Annotated in this window: 14 protein-coding genes; 4 read left to right on the top strand and 10 right to left on the bottom strand. The window is 53.8% G+C overall.

All coding sequences use genetic code 11. From position 1 onward, the window contains the following. Nucleotide 1 precedes the first annotated feature (1 nt). Nucleotides 2–964: an L-threonylcarbamoyladenylate synthase gene (locus tag K4305_RS02580; RefSeq protein WP_331560776.1), complete on the bottom strand. Its 963-nt coding sequence runs from the start codon at nt 962–964 to the stop codon at nt 2–4. A gap of 13 nt (nt 965–977) precedes the next feature. Beyond that, nucleotides 978–1,670 carry a diacylglycerol/polyprenol kinase family protein gene (locus tag K4305_RS02575; RefSeq protein ID WP_331560775.1) on the bottom strand — a complete coding sequence of 231 codons (693 nt, stop codon included), beginning with the start codon at nt 1,668–1,670 and terminating at the stop codon, nt 978–980. Between the two features lie 326 nt (nt 1,671–1,996). Between K4305_RS02575 and K4305_RS02570 the strand changes: the two genes are divergently transcribed. Beyond that, entirely contained in the window at nt 1,997–2,572 is a 576-nt protein-coding gene (locus K4305_RS02570) for a hypothetical protein (RefSeq protein ID WP_331560774.1), read from the top strand. Here K4305_RS02570 and K4305_RS02565 read toward each other — a convergent pair. Next, nucleotides 2,569–2,703 (bottom strand): hypothetical protein, encoded by a 135-nt coding sequence (locus tag K4305_RS02565; protein ID WP_331560773.1) that lies wholly within the window; start codon nt 2,701–2,703, stop codon nt 2,569–2,571. The two genes, K4305_RS02570 and K4305_RS02565, sit on opposite strands and share 4 nt — an antisense overlap. Nucleotides 2,704–2,762: 59 nt before the next feature. On the opposite strand from K4305_RS02565, the gene K4305_RS02560 reads away from it, so the two are divergent. The 3 genes from K4305_RS02560 (at nt 2,763) to K4305_RS02550 (ending at nt 6,695) form a co-directional block, all read left to right on the top strand. After that, entirely contained in the window at nt 2,763–4,319 is a 1,557-nt protein-coding gene (locus tag K4305_RS02560) for a Ppx/GppA phosphatase family protein (protein WP_331560772.1), read from the top strand. Beyond that, on the top strand, nt 4,285–6,174 hold the full coding sequence (gene pabB, locus K4305_RS02555) for an aminodeoxychorismate synthase component I (protein ID WP_331560771.1): 1,890 nt from the start codon (nt 4,285–4,287) through the stop codon (nt 6,172–6,174). The genes K4305_RS02560 and pabB overlap by 35 nt, the downstream gene beginning before the upstream one ends. Before the next feature lie 71 nt (nt 6,175–6,245). Next, nucleotides 6,246–6,695 (top strand): hypothetical protein, encoded by a 450-nt coding sequence (locus tag K4305_RS02550; protein WP_331560770.1) that lies wholly within the window; start codon nt 6,246–6,248, stop codon nt 6,693–6,695. On the opposite strand, the gene nth is transcribed toward K4305_RS02550, so the two are convergent. The 7 genes from nth to K4305_RS02515 all read right to left on the bottom strand — a co-directional run bounded on the left by nth (nt 6,692) and on the right by K4305_RS02515 (nt 14,841). Beyond that, on the bottom strand, nt 6,692–7,330 hold the full coding sequence (gene nth, locus K4305_RS02545; protein WP_331560769.1) for an endonuclease III: 639 nt from the start codon (nt 7,328–7,330) through the stop codon (nt 6,692–6,694). The two genes, K4305_RS02550 and nth, sit on opposite strands and share 4 nt — an antisense overlap. Before the next feature lie 6 nt (nt 7,331–7,336). Next, nucleotides 7,337–8,029, bottom strand: a complete 693-nt coding sequence (locus K4305_RS02540; RefSeq protein WP_331560768.1) for a metallophosphoesterase family protein — start codon at nt 8,027–8,029, stop codon at nt 7,337–7,339. Between the two features lie 29 nt (nt 8,030–8,058). Beyond that, nucleotides 8,059–8,553, bottom strand: coding sequence for a transcription antitermination factor NusB (nusB, locus tag K4305_RS02535; RefSeq protein WP_331560767.1), 495 nt, complete (start codon nt 8,551–8,553; stop codon nt 8,059–8,061). A gap of 21 nt (nt 8,554–8,574) precedes the next feature. After that, the gene (locus K4305_RS02530; protein WP_331560766.1) at nt 8,575–9,267 is read right to left on the bottom strand and encodes an HAD family hydrolase; all 693 of its coding nucleotides are present in this window, start codon (nt 9,265–9,267) and stop codon (nt 8,575–8,577) included. Between the two features lie 17 nt (nt 9,268–9,284). Next, nucleotides 9,285–12,821: a chromosome segregation protein SMC gene (gene smc / locus K4305_RS02525; protein ID WP_331560765.1), complete on the bottom strand. Its 3,537-nt coding sequence runs from the start codon at nt 12,819–12,821 to the stop codon at nt 9,285–9,287. A gap of 92 nt (nt 12,822–12,913) precedes the next feature. Beyond that, nucleotides 12,914–13,816 carry a dihydropteroate synthase gene (gene folP / locus K4305_RS02520; protein ID WP_331560764.1) on the bottom strand — a complete coding sequence of 301 codons (903 nt, stop codon included), beginning with the start codon at nt 13,814–13,816 and terminating at the stop codon, nt 12,914–12,916. Next, entirely contained in the window at nt 13,813–14,841 is a 1,029-nt protein-coding gene (locus K4305_RS02515) for a site-2 protease family protein (RefSeq protein WP_331560763.1), read from the bottom strand. The genes folP and K4305_RS02515 overlap by 4 nt, the downstream gene beginning before the upstream one ends. Nucleotides 14,842–15,014: the final 173 nt, after the last annotated feature.

The following is a 15,014-nucleotide window of genomic DNA, read 5'->3' as shown; positions in this document are numbered from 1 at the left end:
TTCAGCGACCGGCTGCGGCCCTCGTGAGCCTGTCCCTGATGGCTCGTCCGATTCCCTCGTCAGGAGGCAGTTCGCAGTAGATGGTGTCGATGCCCAGTGCGTCGCACTGCCTGAAAAAATCGAAAAGGATCCGCGCATATTCCCCGGTCGTACCGCACTGCCGTACAATCGCGAAAGCTGCTGAAGCATGCGGTTGCGTAAGGCCAATCCATGCGGATGAGGTGTCCGCTTCCGGCGCGAAGGGTCCGTCGGTCGCACAGAGCCGGATACGGGCTACAGGCGCATAATGCGGGTACTTCAGCCCCGGACTTTTCGGCGGTTCGTCGTCGTTGCTGCTGATTACGGCGGTTCCGATTTCCGGGACGACGGACTGCAACTCCTCGATGGTAACAGCACCTGTTCTCAGAAGCAGCGGTTGTGCGCCCGTACAATCGACGATAGTCGATTCGAGGCCGATGTCGCTCGGATCTCCCTTCAGAATGCAGTCTATCTTTCCTTCCAGGTCGTACAGCACGGCTTTCCAGCTCGTTGAACTCGGCCGCCCGGAGATATTTGCCGAAGGTGCAGCTACCGGACAATGGCAGAAGCCGAGAAAACTTTTCGCAATTATGCTTGAAGGGCACCGAATGCCCACGGTATCGAGACCGGCGGTTACCTCGGGGGGAACCATGCCGCTTTTTTTCAGAACGAGGGTGAGCGGGCCGGGAAAAAAATGCCGGATCAGTTTTCTCGCCGCCTCTCCGATCTCCCTTGCTACGGTGTCGATATCCTCCGGTTTCGGGATATGCACGATCAGCGGGTTGTCCGCAGGCCTTCCTTTCGCCCGGAAAATCTTTTTCACGGCTTCGGGATGGCAGATGCCGGCTCCGAGGCCGTAGACGGTTTCGGTGGGAAACGCCACGATTCCGCCTGCGTTCAGGTATCCGGCGGCCTCCTCCGGAGAATCGGTTACGATAGTCTGCATGAATGGTCGGGGTTCAACGGCAGAACGAGAGCGCCGCAACTTGTTCGGGAAAAAAAAACAGGTAACAGATCATGCCCGACGCAGCGCTGACAAGCGGAATCGTCAGGTTGTCGTCGAGCTTGAAGCCCCCTATGCGGATCACGAACGCTTCGGTCAGTGTTGCAGTAACCGCCATCAGCAGTCCGGCCTGCAGGTTGAGATTGGGGACGAGCACGACGATGGCGATTGCCGAGAGCAGGAAAGCGCCGCTGCCTTCGAGGCTTTTATGGCCGAACCGGTGCCGGCCGAACACTTTTCCTGCGAGTGCGGCAACGGTATCCGAAACCGCGACCATCGAAAAAGCAGCAACAGCGATAACTTTTGGAAAAAAAAGCACCAGCAGCAGAGCCGAAAGCGTTATGCAGGTCGCTCCGTTGAGGTGCAGATGATCTTTTTCAAGTTCGTGTTCCCGGAGCATGGCTCCGAAGCTGCGATGGTACCATGCTGCTACCGGCGCCGAAACGTTTTTCAGCAGATCGACCAGAAAGAAGCCGGAAAAGAGCGGCACAAGCAGCAGCAGCGCGAGATCGCGGCTGATATGGCAGTAGATTACGGCGATTGAAATCGACGACAGATGAATGGCTTTTCGGGCCACTTCCGCTCTGAGTCCAAGGCGGTCGGAACGGTGTTCCGTGTTGCCGGGTTGTCTGCAGGGTTTGTCGGTCACGTCCGTCAGGGTTCCAGTGCGTTGTCGATCGGCTTTCCGGGTCAATATACAGCGAAAACCATTGATGAGGAAGCGCAGTGCGTGTCGGATCGGTGAATCAGCGCGCTATCGGCTGAAATTCGCGGGGGGTGTGTCTGTAAGTGCTTATTATAAAGACGATTATCGAATAAGTGATAAAAATATTGCCGGAAAAGAAAAAAGATCATTATTATTTCTATCGAATATCGGCGACGGAAGCGGCAGATTCCGGTAGACGGTTGCCCCCTTCTGCTGCGGCGATATCGTTTCTTTTACTATCACGAAGAAAAAAACGGAGAAAGACAATCATGAAAATGACAAAAGCAGTTGTAGCAGCAGGTCTTGCTGTCATGCTTGGTGCAGGTTCGGCAGTTGCTGCTGAGAATCCCATGACCGGAAAATTCGGACTTGGTTATCAGGGCGTTTTCGCCGGTGATATCCTTCAGGGTATCAGCGGCCGTTACTGGGCTACCGAGAATTTCGGCGGTGAGCTCAACCTTTTCTACGGCAGAGCTGGTTTCGATGTTGAGGAATCAGGAACAGAGGTTTTTGACGGCCACGGCGATCTCCTTCTGGGCACCCTGAAGCTCATGTACTCTCCGATCGTCAAGGAGAACAGCCGTTTTTATGTCGGTCTTGAGGGCGGTATCGGCAGCGTCAACGCAGAAGCTGATGATGTGGATGTTCTTGATGGTGATATCACTGTCTATACCATCAATCCTTTCTTTGGCGCAGAGTACAACTTCACCGAGCTTCCGGAACTTGGCCTGAACTTCGAGGTCGGCTATAAATTCCACAATGTGAGCTATGAAGAGGATGATTTTGATTTCGATGTCAACCTTGACGGTACCTTCGTATCTCTCGGCGCACACTACTACTTCTAAGCTGCGGTTTCACGCATGCTCATTGTTCCGGCGCTTCGCATGAAGCCCGGAGAGCTGAAAAACCCTGCCGATCCGGCAGGGTTTTTCAGTTCAGGGTTTTCCGGCTGCGCTTCTTTCTGCCTTTGTTGCATATTGCCCTGCAAATCCGTTACTTTACAGCTGCTTTTCAACCTTATCCAGCATTTGCGGTATGGCATCGAATGCGCTTCGGGTGGCGGCTATAGACCTCGGCACCAACTCCTTTCACATGGTGATCGTCGAGGAGAGTCTGCAGAAAGGGATTGTGGAGATCGACCGGGTGAAGGACATGATCTGCATCGGCAAGGGGAGCATTTCCTCGAAACTGCTTGGCGAGGAAGCCATGCAGGCGGGCGTCGCCGCGCTGAAAAATTTTCTCGTGCTTGCCCGGCAGCATGGGGTGGCATCGGAAAATATCATCGCTTTTGCCACGAGCGCAATCCGCGAAGCGAGAAACCAGAACGAATTCATTCGCAGGGTACGGGAAGAGACCGGTTTGCGGATCAGGGTCATTTCCGGCAGGGAAGAGGCCGAGTTCATCTATTACGGCGTCAGAAACGCGGTTCGGCTCGGAACCGTTCCGGATCTGATTTTCGATATAGGCGGCGGTTCTGTCGAGTTTGTCATTGCCGATCGTTTCGGCGTCAAGCTGCTTGAAAGCCGTAAGATAGGCGTTGCAAGAATGTTCGAGCGTTTCGTCATGTCCGATCCGGTCTCCGAACATGAGATCAGCCTGCTCAGACAGTTCTTTGCCGCCGAGATGGTTTCTGCGGCCGACAAGGCCTCCGAGCTTGGGGTCAGACGGGGCATCGCATCGTCGGGAACTGCCGAGAATATTGCCCGGATGATCCGGTCGATGAACGGTGATGAAGCCGAATCTCCTCTGAACAATATGTCCCTGAGTCGCAGGGATTTCAATCGCCTGTACAGGACCGTGCTGCCGCTTCGTTCTGCTGAACGGAGAAAGCTGACCGGTCTTGACGAAAAACGCGTCGATCTGATCGTGCCGGGTCTTGTCCTTTTCGACGCCATCTTCAGGACATTCGATCTCGGCGAAATCATCATATCGGGATCGGCATTGCGTGAAGGAATGGTGCTGCACTATCTGCAGCAGATGGATGACGGCTCACGGCAGACCGAACTCGATATACGCAGGGAGAGCGTCTACGAACTTGGTTTCCGATGCAATTGGAACCGGGCGCATTCGGAGCAGGTGGCCATGCTCTGTCTGCAGCTTTTCGATCAGCTTCGTGCGGCGCATGGTCTCGACGGGAGGTACCGCGAACTGCTCGAATATTCGGCGCTGCTGCACAATGTCGGCACCTTCATTTCGATTTCCTCGCATCACAAGCACAGTCAGTATATCATCATGAACGCCGATCTCAGGGGGTTCACTCCTGCAGAGACCCTCATCATAGGCAATGTGGCTCGTTACCACCGGAAATCCCCCCCTTCCGAAAAGCACTCTCTGTACGCCCAGCTCAGGCCTGCTTCCCGGAAAGCCGTCGATGTGCTTTCGGGAATCCTTCGGGTGGCAAACGGGCTCGAACGGGGCCATCGCCAGAATATCCTGTCGCTGCAGGCCTCTGCCGGTTCCGGGAAGATCGTCATAGCCTTGCAGGGCAGAGATGAGCCCGATATCGAAATCTGGGCAGCGGAGCTTATGAAGTCCTGGCTCGAAGAGGTGCTGCAGTGTGTCATCGTTTTCGAATTTTCCGCTCATGATTGAGTCCGATTCAGGCAGGTCATTCCCTGGAGGCGTTCTTGCCGGTTACGGATCGATCTGGTTCGAAACTCCCGGTCAGGATGCTGCCGGCGGCGGAAAGGCCCTGTTGTTCACCGATCCGGTGGACATACTGGAACTTCGTTCGCTTTCCGGTTTGCGCGATTTTTTTTCGGAGCTTGAATCAAGGCTTGATGCGGGTTTTTTTCTGGCGGGCTGGATCGGTTACGAGGCAGGTTACGGATTCGAAAGGAATTCGGCGGACTGTTTGCGCAAGGTCGCTCCGGATGAGCCGCTGGCCTGGTTCGGAGTCTATGGTGAACCCGGGCGTTTTGCCGGAGATGCGCTCGAAGCGTTTCTTGCCGGGGAGGATCGCGGCGGGTTTTCGCTGCCTGAATCCATCCCGTTCGGCTACGACAGGCAGGAATATGCCGAACTTGTCGCTGCCATCAGGGAACGTCTTGCAGCAGGCGACGTCTATCAGGTCAATCTGACGGGCAGGTTCCGTTTTCCGTTCGAAGGATCTCCTTCGGCGCTTTTTACCGAGCTGCGCCGCAGCCAGCCGGCCGCCTATTCGGCTTTTCTCAATACCGGCGAGCGGACGGTTCTCTCTCTTTCGCCTGAACTGTTCTTCCGGTGCGGAGATGGATTCATCGAAACGAAGCCTATGAAGGGTACGGCTCCGAGGGGCTCGACCTCCGGAGAGGACGCTCTGAAGCGTCAGGAACTCGTATCGTGCCAGAAGAACCGCGCCGAGAATCTCATGATCGTTGACCTGCTGCGCAACGATCTTGGCCGGATCTGTGTCCCTGGTTCCGTTGTTACGGAGAATCTGTTTGCATTGGAAACATACCCCACCCTCCACCAGATGGTATCGACCGTTCGGGGAAAGCTCGGGAATGAGGTGGAACTGTTCGATATCTTCAGGGCGCTTTTTCCATCCGGTTCCGTGACCGGGGCACCCAAGATCCGGGCAATGGAACTGATCGACAGGCTTGAACCCTCATCGAGAGGAATATATACCGGAGCCATCGGCTTCATGCAGCCCGATCGGGATATGGTGTTCAGCGTAGCCATCCGTACTCTCGAACTTGTCGCAGGCCATGGTATGTACGGTTCGGGAAGCGGTATCGTCTGGGATTCCGATCCGCAGCAGGAGTATGGCGAATGCCTGCTCAAAGCTCGTATTCTGACCGGCGCAGCTGGCGCAGGCTGCGGGATTTTCGAGAGTCTGCTCTGGAACGGTCGCATGCTCTGGGCTTCCGAACATATCGAAAGGATGCGAGCATCGGCTGCTGGCCTCGGCATTTGTTTTGATGTCGGGCTTGCCGAACGCCTTCTGCAGGATCTTGATGGCGAACTTGCCGATCGAGGAGGGCGTTACAAGGTTCGGCTGGAGCTTTCGGTTGACGGATCCATGAGGGTTACGCATGAACAGGTTCCCGCATCTCCTTCCCTGGAGCCGCTCAGGCTCTGTCTTTGCGGGGAACCTGTCGATTCATCCGATATCCTTAGGTATCATAAGACGACTGCAAGGACATTCCCGGACCGCTTTTTCCGTATGGCGCAGGAACGCGGTTATGACGACGTCCTGTTTCTCAATGAACGGGGGGAAGTTGCCGAATCGGCTATTGCCAATGTGATCGTCCGCAAAGACGGGCGCTACTGCACGCCTCCGCGCTCTTCCGGGCTGCTTGCCGGTATCTGCAGGAATTATTTTCTCGATACGCGTACCGATTGCCGGGAGCAGCCGCTCTTTCCCGAAGATCTCGTCTCCGCAGACCTCATCTATCTCTGCAATTCTGTCAGGGGAATGCGCCGGGCCGTATACAATGGCGAGGTTCTTCAGGGTAACGGTTGATAAGAAAACGAAACAGGTTTATATTTACAGCTAAGGTCACAGCTTTCATCCACCATAATACCACGCCTTTTATGAGAGATCATACTCCCGATTTTAAAATGCATGAGCTGTCCGGCTCCAATAAGGCGCTTGTTGCCGGGACCGTTCGGCAGCTGCTCGAAAAACTCGCTGCGGATGGAAAGCTTGGCGCTGATTCGCTGCTCGAATTCTGGGTAGAAGTGCCCGGCGTGAAGCATTCGAGAGGGACCTTTCGAGGCGGGTTTCTGATGCCTGACAGTTTTGTTTACATCACCGATTACTTTCTTGCAGGCGAAATGTCGCTTGTGCCCATGCCGGCATTCTCCGGCAAAGAGGAGAGCGCCTGGGCCGATCTGTTCGACGAGTTGTTCTATCAGATCGAGATATTCACCTCTCCCGTTTCCGAGTCGAAAGGCATAACGCTTGAACTCTGGGCAGGAAACCGCCAGCGTCCCGAAGGCGAGTGGATCTACGCCGTGGATCGTAAGATAGAGCTGGGTTAATCTTTATCCGGCCAGTCGCAGATATCCCGGAGCTGGCACTTCCCGCATTCGGGTTTTTTTGCCTTGCAGGTATAGCGGCCGTGCAGCAGGAGGTAGTGGTGGAAATCGATGACCCACTCCTCGGGAATGATGGCGATGAGTCCTGCTTCAGTATTTTCGGGTTTTGACGTATGCACCAGTCCGAGACGGTTCGATACCCGGTGCACATGGGTATCGACCGGCATGACCGGCTGGCGGAAGGCATTGCTGAGCACCACGTTTGCCGTTTTTCTGCCGACCCCCGGCAGGCTTTCCAGCGCTTCTCTCGATGCGGGCACCTCTCCCTGATACTCTTCGACAAGTTTCCGGCTGACGGCAAGGATGTTTTTCGCCTTGTTGTTGAAATAGTTGATAGAGCGGACGAGGCTTGTGATCGAATCGAGATCCATCCTGCTCATCGCCGTCGCGTCGGGGCAGACTCTGAAAAGCTCTTTTGTAAGGATGTTGACCTGTTTGTCAGTTGACTGTGCCGCAAGAATGGTTGCGATAAGCAGCTGGAAAGGGGTTTCGTAAACAAGTTCGCTTTTCGGGTCCGGGTAGACCCGTCCGAGTATTTCCCTTATGACGGCGATTTTTTTCTCTGCGGCGATGGTCATGTGTGTTCAGTCGATGTTGTCGGTCTGCATGATTTTCCGTTCCGGAAGCAGGACTGCCGTCAGTTTGCCAAGGAGCGGATTTTCGTTATAGACGCAACCGGTGTCTATGGCTATGAGCCGGTCGAGCATCACCGGTTTGGGGACAGGCGTGTGTGCGCAGACCAGGGTTTTTTCCCACCGGTAGCTTCTGCTTTCAAGAAACGACGTTCTCATATGCACCCTTTGCCAGCAGAACTCTTCGGGTTTGTAATACTTCAGGTTGTCCGCGACAGACAGTTCGGGGTCCAGCCCTCCGTGGGCAAAGAAATAGTTCTCGGTTTCCAGAAAAGGGCGGCAGTTCCGCATGAAATCGACATGCTTTTCGGGAAGGTCGAGTCCGTCGTCGCTGCCGTACGAAAACAGGGTGGCCTGTCCTCCGTTATAGAACCAGCTTACAGGGTCCCGTGTATCAAGGTAATCCAGGTACATCAGTTCATGGTTTCCCATGAGAAAAAAACAGGTATGGCATCTGTGGAGTTCGATGAGGGTTTCGATCACCTCTTTCGAGCCTGGACCCCGGTCGATGTAGTCTCCGAGAAAAACAAGCTGATCGGAAGCCTGCGGTCCGATAGTGTCAAGCAGGTTCAGCAGGGAGCGATGGCAACCGTGAATATCTCCGATGGCAATGATCCTGTTGTTTTCAGAAGGTATGCTCTGCATCTGTCTGTTCGGTCTGTTCAACTGACAGGTTATTTTTCCGGTGCGGTTTTCTGCAGTTTCGCGGTCGAATGATCGATCAGCCCCCTGCCGTTTTTATGGATTTTTCCCTGTGCCTTGAGATCGTTGAAAATCGCGTCGAGAATACCGTTCACGAATTTGCTGCTTTTGTCTGTGCTGCTGAATTTTTTTGCAATCTCTATCGCTTCGTTTATCGAGACTTTCGGCGGTATGTCCTCGCAATAGAGGATTTCTGCAAGGGCCATCCGGAGGATGTTTTTATCGATAATGGCAATCCGGTTCATGTCCCAGTTGAAGGTATGATCGGCGATATAGCGGTCGATCTCATGCATATGCTCCTTTATGCTCCCGATGAGCAGGTTGAAGAACTTCATGGCGTTGGCGTCCTCGATTATTTCCGTGGTCAGGAGCCATCCGGCTGCGGAATCTATATCGGTGTCGCGGAGTTCGATGGTGTAGAGTGCCTGTAATATTTTTTCCCTGATCTGGCGTCGATAGGTTTTCATATAAGAGCGGTCGATTGAGTGTTACGGTTTGAGTATCGAATGGATAACGTATTCCGTCCGGCTTAAGTTTTCAAACAGTTCGGAAGGATTGTGTTTCCGGAGATCGTTTATGGAGAAGTTCCCGGTTGCAACAGCGATGGAGCGTCCGTTGAGCACGCGGGCGCAGGTTATGTCGTGGACGGTGTCGCCGATGATGACGATGTCTGAGCCGGTGAACCGTCTGCCGGTTATCCGGTAAGCGCGTTCGACCGCTACAGGCGGGAGATCGTTTCGATGCATGCCGTCGTCTGCAAATGCACCGAATGAAAAGTAGTGGTCGATACCCGGAAGATGGAGTTTGTGCCTTCCGGATGCTTCAAAATTGCCTGTGAGCAGACCCAGAAGGATGTCAGCGCGTCCGGCAAGGTTCCTGAGCAGTTCAGGTACACCTGACAGAAGGGTGATGTCCGATTTTTGCGTCTCTTTTCGAAATCTTCTGATGTAGGATTGCTTTGCCGCTTCGAACTTTTCTTCGATTTTTTCTCTTGCGATTCCGGTATCGCCGAGTACGTCATAAATGATGGTGCTGTCCATCCTGCCCGAAAAATCGTGTGTTGCGGCACTGCCTTCGGTGCCGTAGATTTCAACGAGCGCTTCCATGAGGATGCGCCTGTTGATGTTGCCCACCTTGAGCAACGTTCCGTCTATATCAAATAACACGAGTTTTTTCAGCATAAAAACCTACTGCGGGTTCAGAGCCCCGATTTTTCAAGGCGGACGGGAATGAGTTTCGACACCCCTTCTTCCTCCATGGTTACGCCATACAGTGCCTGGCATGATGCCATGGATTTCTTGTTGTGCGTAACAATAATAAATTGAGTGTTATTCTCAAATTTTTTCAAGAGTTTAATGAACCTCCCCACATTGGCGTCGTCGAGGGGAGCGTCCACTTCGTCGAGAATACAGAATGGACTGGGTTTGACGAGATAGATCGCGAAGAGGAGCGAAAGCGCGGTCAGGGCTTTTTCGCCTCCGCTGAGCTGTTCGATCGAGAGCGGCTTTTTGCCTCTGGGTTTCGCTACGATTTCGATATGCGCTTCGAGCGGGTCTTCGGAGCTGCTGACGAGCAGATCGACTTCGTCTTCAGGATCGAAAAGCTCATGGAAGATAGTGATGAAGTTTTTTCTTACCGCGGCATAGGTTTCCCTGAATTTCTGGAGCGCGGTTTTGTTAATTTCCTCAATAGTGCTGCGCAGCTGATTTTCCGCCGAGAGCAGGTCTGCTTTCTGGGCCAGGAGGAAATCGAGCCTCTCTTTTTCCGTTTCGTATTCTTCGAGCGCGAGTTCATTGACCGCTCCGAACTGCTCCCGTTGTTTCTGAAGGGTTTCGAGACGTTTTTCCTCCTCCGGCCGGTTAAAACCGCCGGGCAGTTCCGAAGGGTCGACGGCATCGAGATCGCAATTATGGCGGACCTTGACAGCGGTCAGAAGATGATCGAGCAGCTGTTCGGATCGGATCTGTTCATTCTGAAGTTCTGTAACCAGTTCCCGGCTTATGTCGTGTTTTCTTCGCAGTTCTCGTTGTGCGTTCCGGGCTTCCTGATTGCCTGCCTGCAGTTCGCGGCAGATTGTTTCAAGTGTTTTTTGCGATTCCTGTTCTTCTGCGGCTCTTACGAGATGTTGTTCCAGTTCGTTTTTCAGTTCCGCAGATGTCCGTTCTGTTTCTCCGATGCTTTTTCGGGTATCCGCAGCGTTACGTTCAAGCTTTCTGATATCATCCTCAACGGCTTTGAGGGTCTGACGCGAAGCATTGATGCTGAACTGCAGTTTTTCAAGTTCAAGCACCGCGTCACGGTGCAGACTCTGACGGGATTGCAGTTCATGGCTTGACCGGTGGTGCCTTGATTCGAACTCGGCGAGTATTTCCTGGGCTTTTCCGATGGATTGCTGCATGAGCCGGAGCTGCTGTTCGTGATGTGCTATTTCCGGTTCAAGCGCCTGGGTTTCCCGTTCGAGTTCTTCATGGCGCGAAGCGAATTCGGCAATCTCCTGCTCGGCCTGTTTGAGCATCTCCCTGCGAGAGTTTTCTTCAGCCTCGGCAAGGGCAAGTTTTTTTTCAAGATGCGTGAGTGCGTAGAGCAGCGGTTCGATCTCCAGCAGTTTTATTTCGGAGGCGATGGATTCCGATTTGCTTCGGAGCCCGATCAGTACCGATTCGGCTTTGTCGATCTGATCACTTATTTCGGACTTTTTTTTCATCAGAAGGTCCCGTTCGGCCTTTTTTCCGAGCCGGAGTATCTCGCTGTCTTGAGGACTGCCTCCGTAGATGATGCCTTTTGCGTTGAACTTGTCGCCATCCGGGGTTACGAATACCGATTCCATACAATGTTTCGAGAGTCTTTCCCCCTCTTCAAGGGTGTTGACCAGACAGCAGTTACCGATCAGCAGTTCCAGCGAAGGGGCGAGTTCTTCAGGAAAGCTCAGCAGATCGATCAGCCTCATGGTGCCTTCAGGCGCTATTTTCGAGCTGTCTTCAGGGGTTCTGACCAGATCGAGTACCAGAAAGTGCAGTTTGCCTTTTTTCGATTGCTGCAGGAGTTTCATTGCCTTCAGGGCTTCTTCAGGAGAACGGCAGACATAATAACTGAGCGCTTCACCAAGTGCGGCATGCACAGCTTTCCTGTGGGCGGCATCGAGTGCGATCAGGTCCGAAAGGCAGCCGGGCGCAGTTTCTCCGGCTTTATGCTTTTCGAGAAAGGCGATTCCTTCCGGCAGCCCTTCGAAATTTTGGAGAACGGCATTGAACAGAGCGATACTGTTATCGATATGGCTGCGTTCGGTTTTCATTGAAAGCATCTCTTCCCGATGGGTCTCTATAGCAGCCGAGATGTTCTCCATCTCACTGTTCAGTCGGGCTTCTTTCTCCTTTGCTGCCGCTATCCGGGATTTCTGAAGCGCTATCTCTCCTTCGATGTTTTTTCGGAGGGCCTGCTGGTTGCCTATATGAGCGGCGGCAGCGGATTTGGAAATCCCTGCCCGCTGCAGCGACGAGCGAAGGTGTTCGCTGCGGTTTTCAAGGTTTTGTCGAGCCAGCAGAAGCCTGCCGACGGTTTTTTCGATATCGGCGGCATTCCGTCTTTTTCCTGCGATTGCATTGCGCTGTTCCTGCAGTTCGGCGTTCAGCCGGTCATGTTCCGACAGGAGCAGGCGATATTCTTCCAGCTTCGCGTTACAGGAGATTTCAAGCGGCAGTTTCCGTTCGTCGAGTTCCTTCAGCCGACGTTCGATCGTGAGGGTTTTTTCCTGCTTCTCCTGAAGGGAAAGACGGCTGCTGCCATACGCGGCCGCGAGGTTTTTTTGTTTTTCCTCGAGCTGCAGCAGTTTTTTTTCAAGATCATGAATCGCCGTATTGCCTGCATTGAGACGTTTCCGGGCGAGGGAGAGCTCCTCTTCGCGCCGGAGCTGCAGCAGTTCGTTTGCCTGTAATCTGCTGTCGCTCAGTGCGATGGTCGCGGCAAGCTCGTGACACAAGGCTTCTTCGCGTTCGATCCGCTTTTTAAGAGGACCGAGTTTTTCGAGTTGTTCATGCAGGACGATCCCCCCGAGCAGAAGGTCGAGTTTCCTTATCTCCTCCCTGATCTCCCTGAGTTTTTCGGCTTTTTTTACCTGCAGTTTAAGGCTGCGTACCTTTTTTTCGACTTCGGCCACCACGTCGTCGACCCTGGAAAGGTCTCTCGATGCGCTTTCAAGCTGTTTGAAGGTCTGTTTTCTTCGCTGTTTATAACGGGTTATGCCGGCGGCTTCTTCGAAGAGTTTCAGACGTTCCTCGCTTTTGTTGCTGATGATCTCCTCGATCATTTTCAGTTCGATCACCGAATAGGCATCGCTGCCCATGCCGGTATCGGTAAACAGGTCGAGTATATCCTTGAGACGGCAGGGAACCTGGTTGAGCAGGTAATCGCTCTCCCCGTTCCGGTAAAGCCGGCGCGTTACCGTAACTTCCGTATATTCCACAGGCAGGACATTGCGGGTATTCTCGATAGTGATGGATACCTCGGTCAGACTGAGAGGTTTCAGGTTTTTCGAGCCGTTGAAAATGATGTTCTCCATTTTTGCCGAACGGAGCAGGGATGTGCGCTGCTCGCCGAGCACCCAGCGTATGGCGTCAACGACATTGGTTTTTCCGCAACCGTTCGGTCCTACGATGGCAGTGAGTCCTTTGTCGAAGGATATTCTTATCCTGTGCGCGAAACTCTTGAACCCGAAGAGCTCGATTTTAGAAAGGTACATGCATTCGCTCTTGTTTTACAATTCCGTTCAGGCGGATAGGAACAGCAGGGTAATATAATACGGGGTAAACCGGAAATACCCTTTGCGGCCCTTTATAAGTGACTGTGTTTCATGGTTTCGACTACAGCGAGCGCCTGTGTGGCTGCCCTTACATCGTGAGCCCTTATGATGGAGGCTCCGTTCAGGAGCGCGATGGTTTGCGCTGCAGTTGTGGCTTCGTGCCGTTCTTCCGGAGGCGGCGTTTTGCCGTTTTTTCTGATCGCCTCGCCGAGAAAAGACTTTCTGGATACTCCGGCAAGAATCGGATAGCCGAGTTTCCGCAGCCTTGAAAGGTTGCCGAGCAGCATGAAGTTTTCATCGACGCTCTTGCCGAAACCGAATCCGGGATCGAGTACTATGCTTTCGACTCCGGCATTTCGTGCCCTTATTGCGGCTTCCTTCAGGCATTCCATCACGGTTGCAGTCACATCGTTTTCAGTGCTTGTCGTTTCCTGGCTCCATTTCATGGCCTGCGGTGTGACGGGGGTGTGCATGAGCACAGCGGCAGCACGGTGTTTCCGGCAGACAGCAGGAAGGAGAGGATCAAAGTTGAATCCTGAAATATCGTTGACGATCTGGGCTCCGGCCTTTAGAGCGGCTTCGGCGACTTCGGCCTTGTATGTGTCGATGGAAATGAGCACGTCGGTTTGCTTCCGCAGCCTGGCGATGACCGGGAGAGTACGCCGTATTTCATCGACTGCAGCGATGCGTTCCGCGCCGGGACGGGTTGATTCTCCGCCGATATCGATAATGGCAGCTCCTTCCCGCACCATCTGCAGGGCGTGCTCTACCGCCAGATCGATATCAGGCAAACCGGCCTGGTCGCCGAATTTTCCGCCGTCGGAAAACGAGTCGGGAGTGAGGTTGACAATTCCCATGACGGCCGGGCTTTTGCGCAGGTCGAGCATGGTGTCCCTGCAGTCGAGCAGGTAATGTTCCTGACCGGAGTGTTTCATGTTATGCCGAACGGTACAGGTGTGAATGAGAGCATGAAAATGAGAATGGCTATCCAGCCGACAGCCATTCTCCGGCTGTCGAGCCGATGATCGAACGCGGTCGGCGGGTGTCCGGTGCGGATTACCCTCCAGAGTATGATAAACCAGAACATCCACCCGGGCCATGACCACTGCATGATGGTTTCGGGAATCGGCAGACGCAGTTCGGGAAGGAAGAGCGCTCCTGTCAGTTCGATAAACGAGGGAAGGGCGAGCAGAAAGATGAACCATAAAAAAACCGAGGCGGCTTTCAGGTGACCTTTTCTGCCGAACATGGCGTAGATGATGTGGCCGCCGTCAAGCTGTCCGACGGGCAGCAGGTTGAGGGCCGTCACGAACGAGCCGATCCATCCTGTAAAGAGGAAGGGGTAATGGTACATTTCAGTCATCGGGGGCAGCCGATCCGGACGGATCGACTGTTCGAGCAGCATCCAGAGCAGGTTTTTACCCAGATAAAGGGTGCCTTCCGGAGGGTTGTCCGGGATGCCTCCCATAGCGATGTATTCCGGATGAACAGTATAGATATGGCTTTCCGGCGGAAGATTGAGAAATCCATAAACCAGCAGGCCGAGGGATACCGCGAAGCCCGCGAGCGGGCCGGCGGCTCCGGTATCGAACAGCGACTTCGTATCGGGTATCCGTTCCCTGATTTTAATGACCGCGCCCATGGTTCCGAGATTGAGCAGGAATGGCAACGGAGGAACGGGAATGAAGAACGGCAGGGTTGCCCGTATCCGGTGGTGAAGAGCCGCAAAAAAATGGCCGAACTCGTGTACGCCGAGGAAAAGAAGCAGCGATGCCGCATAGGGTGCCCCCTTTGCGAGGTCGGAGAGAAATATTGCAGGGTTGTCGAGCCTTACGGGATGGCCCGACCAGAACGCTCCGGCCCAGAGCGTGCAGAAAGCGGTGGCGATAAACAGGCTGATGTGAAGAAAATATCGCTGTTCGGCGAGTATCGAACTTCTGATATGCACTGAAGAACTCATATAGGGCGGATAATCCGGATTAAAGCCGAGCCTGGGAAGCAGGCACAGGTACCTGGTGTAAGGTATATGCTTTCGTGAAGAAACAAAAACGGGATATCAGCCGGGAAGCGATTTTCCGCTTTTGATTGACGGCGCCGGACCGGCGGCACGTCAGCCAGCCCGGAACCTGCCGG

The organism is Chlorobium sp., assembly GCF_036528655.1.
GTDB lineage: Bacteria > Bacteroidota > Chlorobiia > Chlorobiales > Chlorobiaceae > Chlorobium.
The sequence above is the reverse complement of the archived record's forward strand: the minus strand, read 5'-3'. Positions and strand labels throughout refer to the sequence as shown.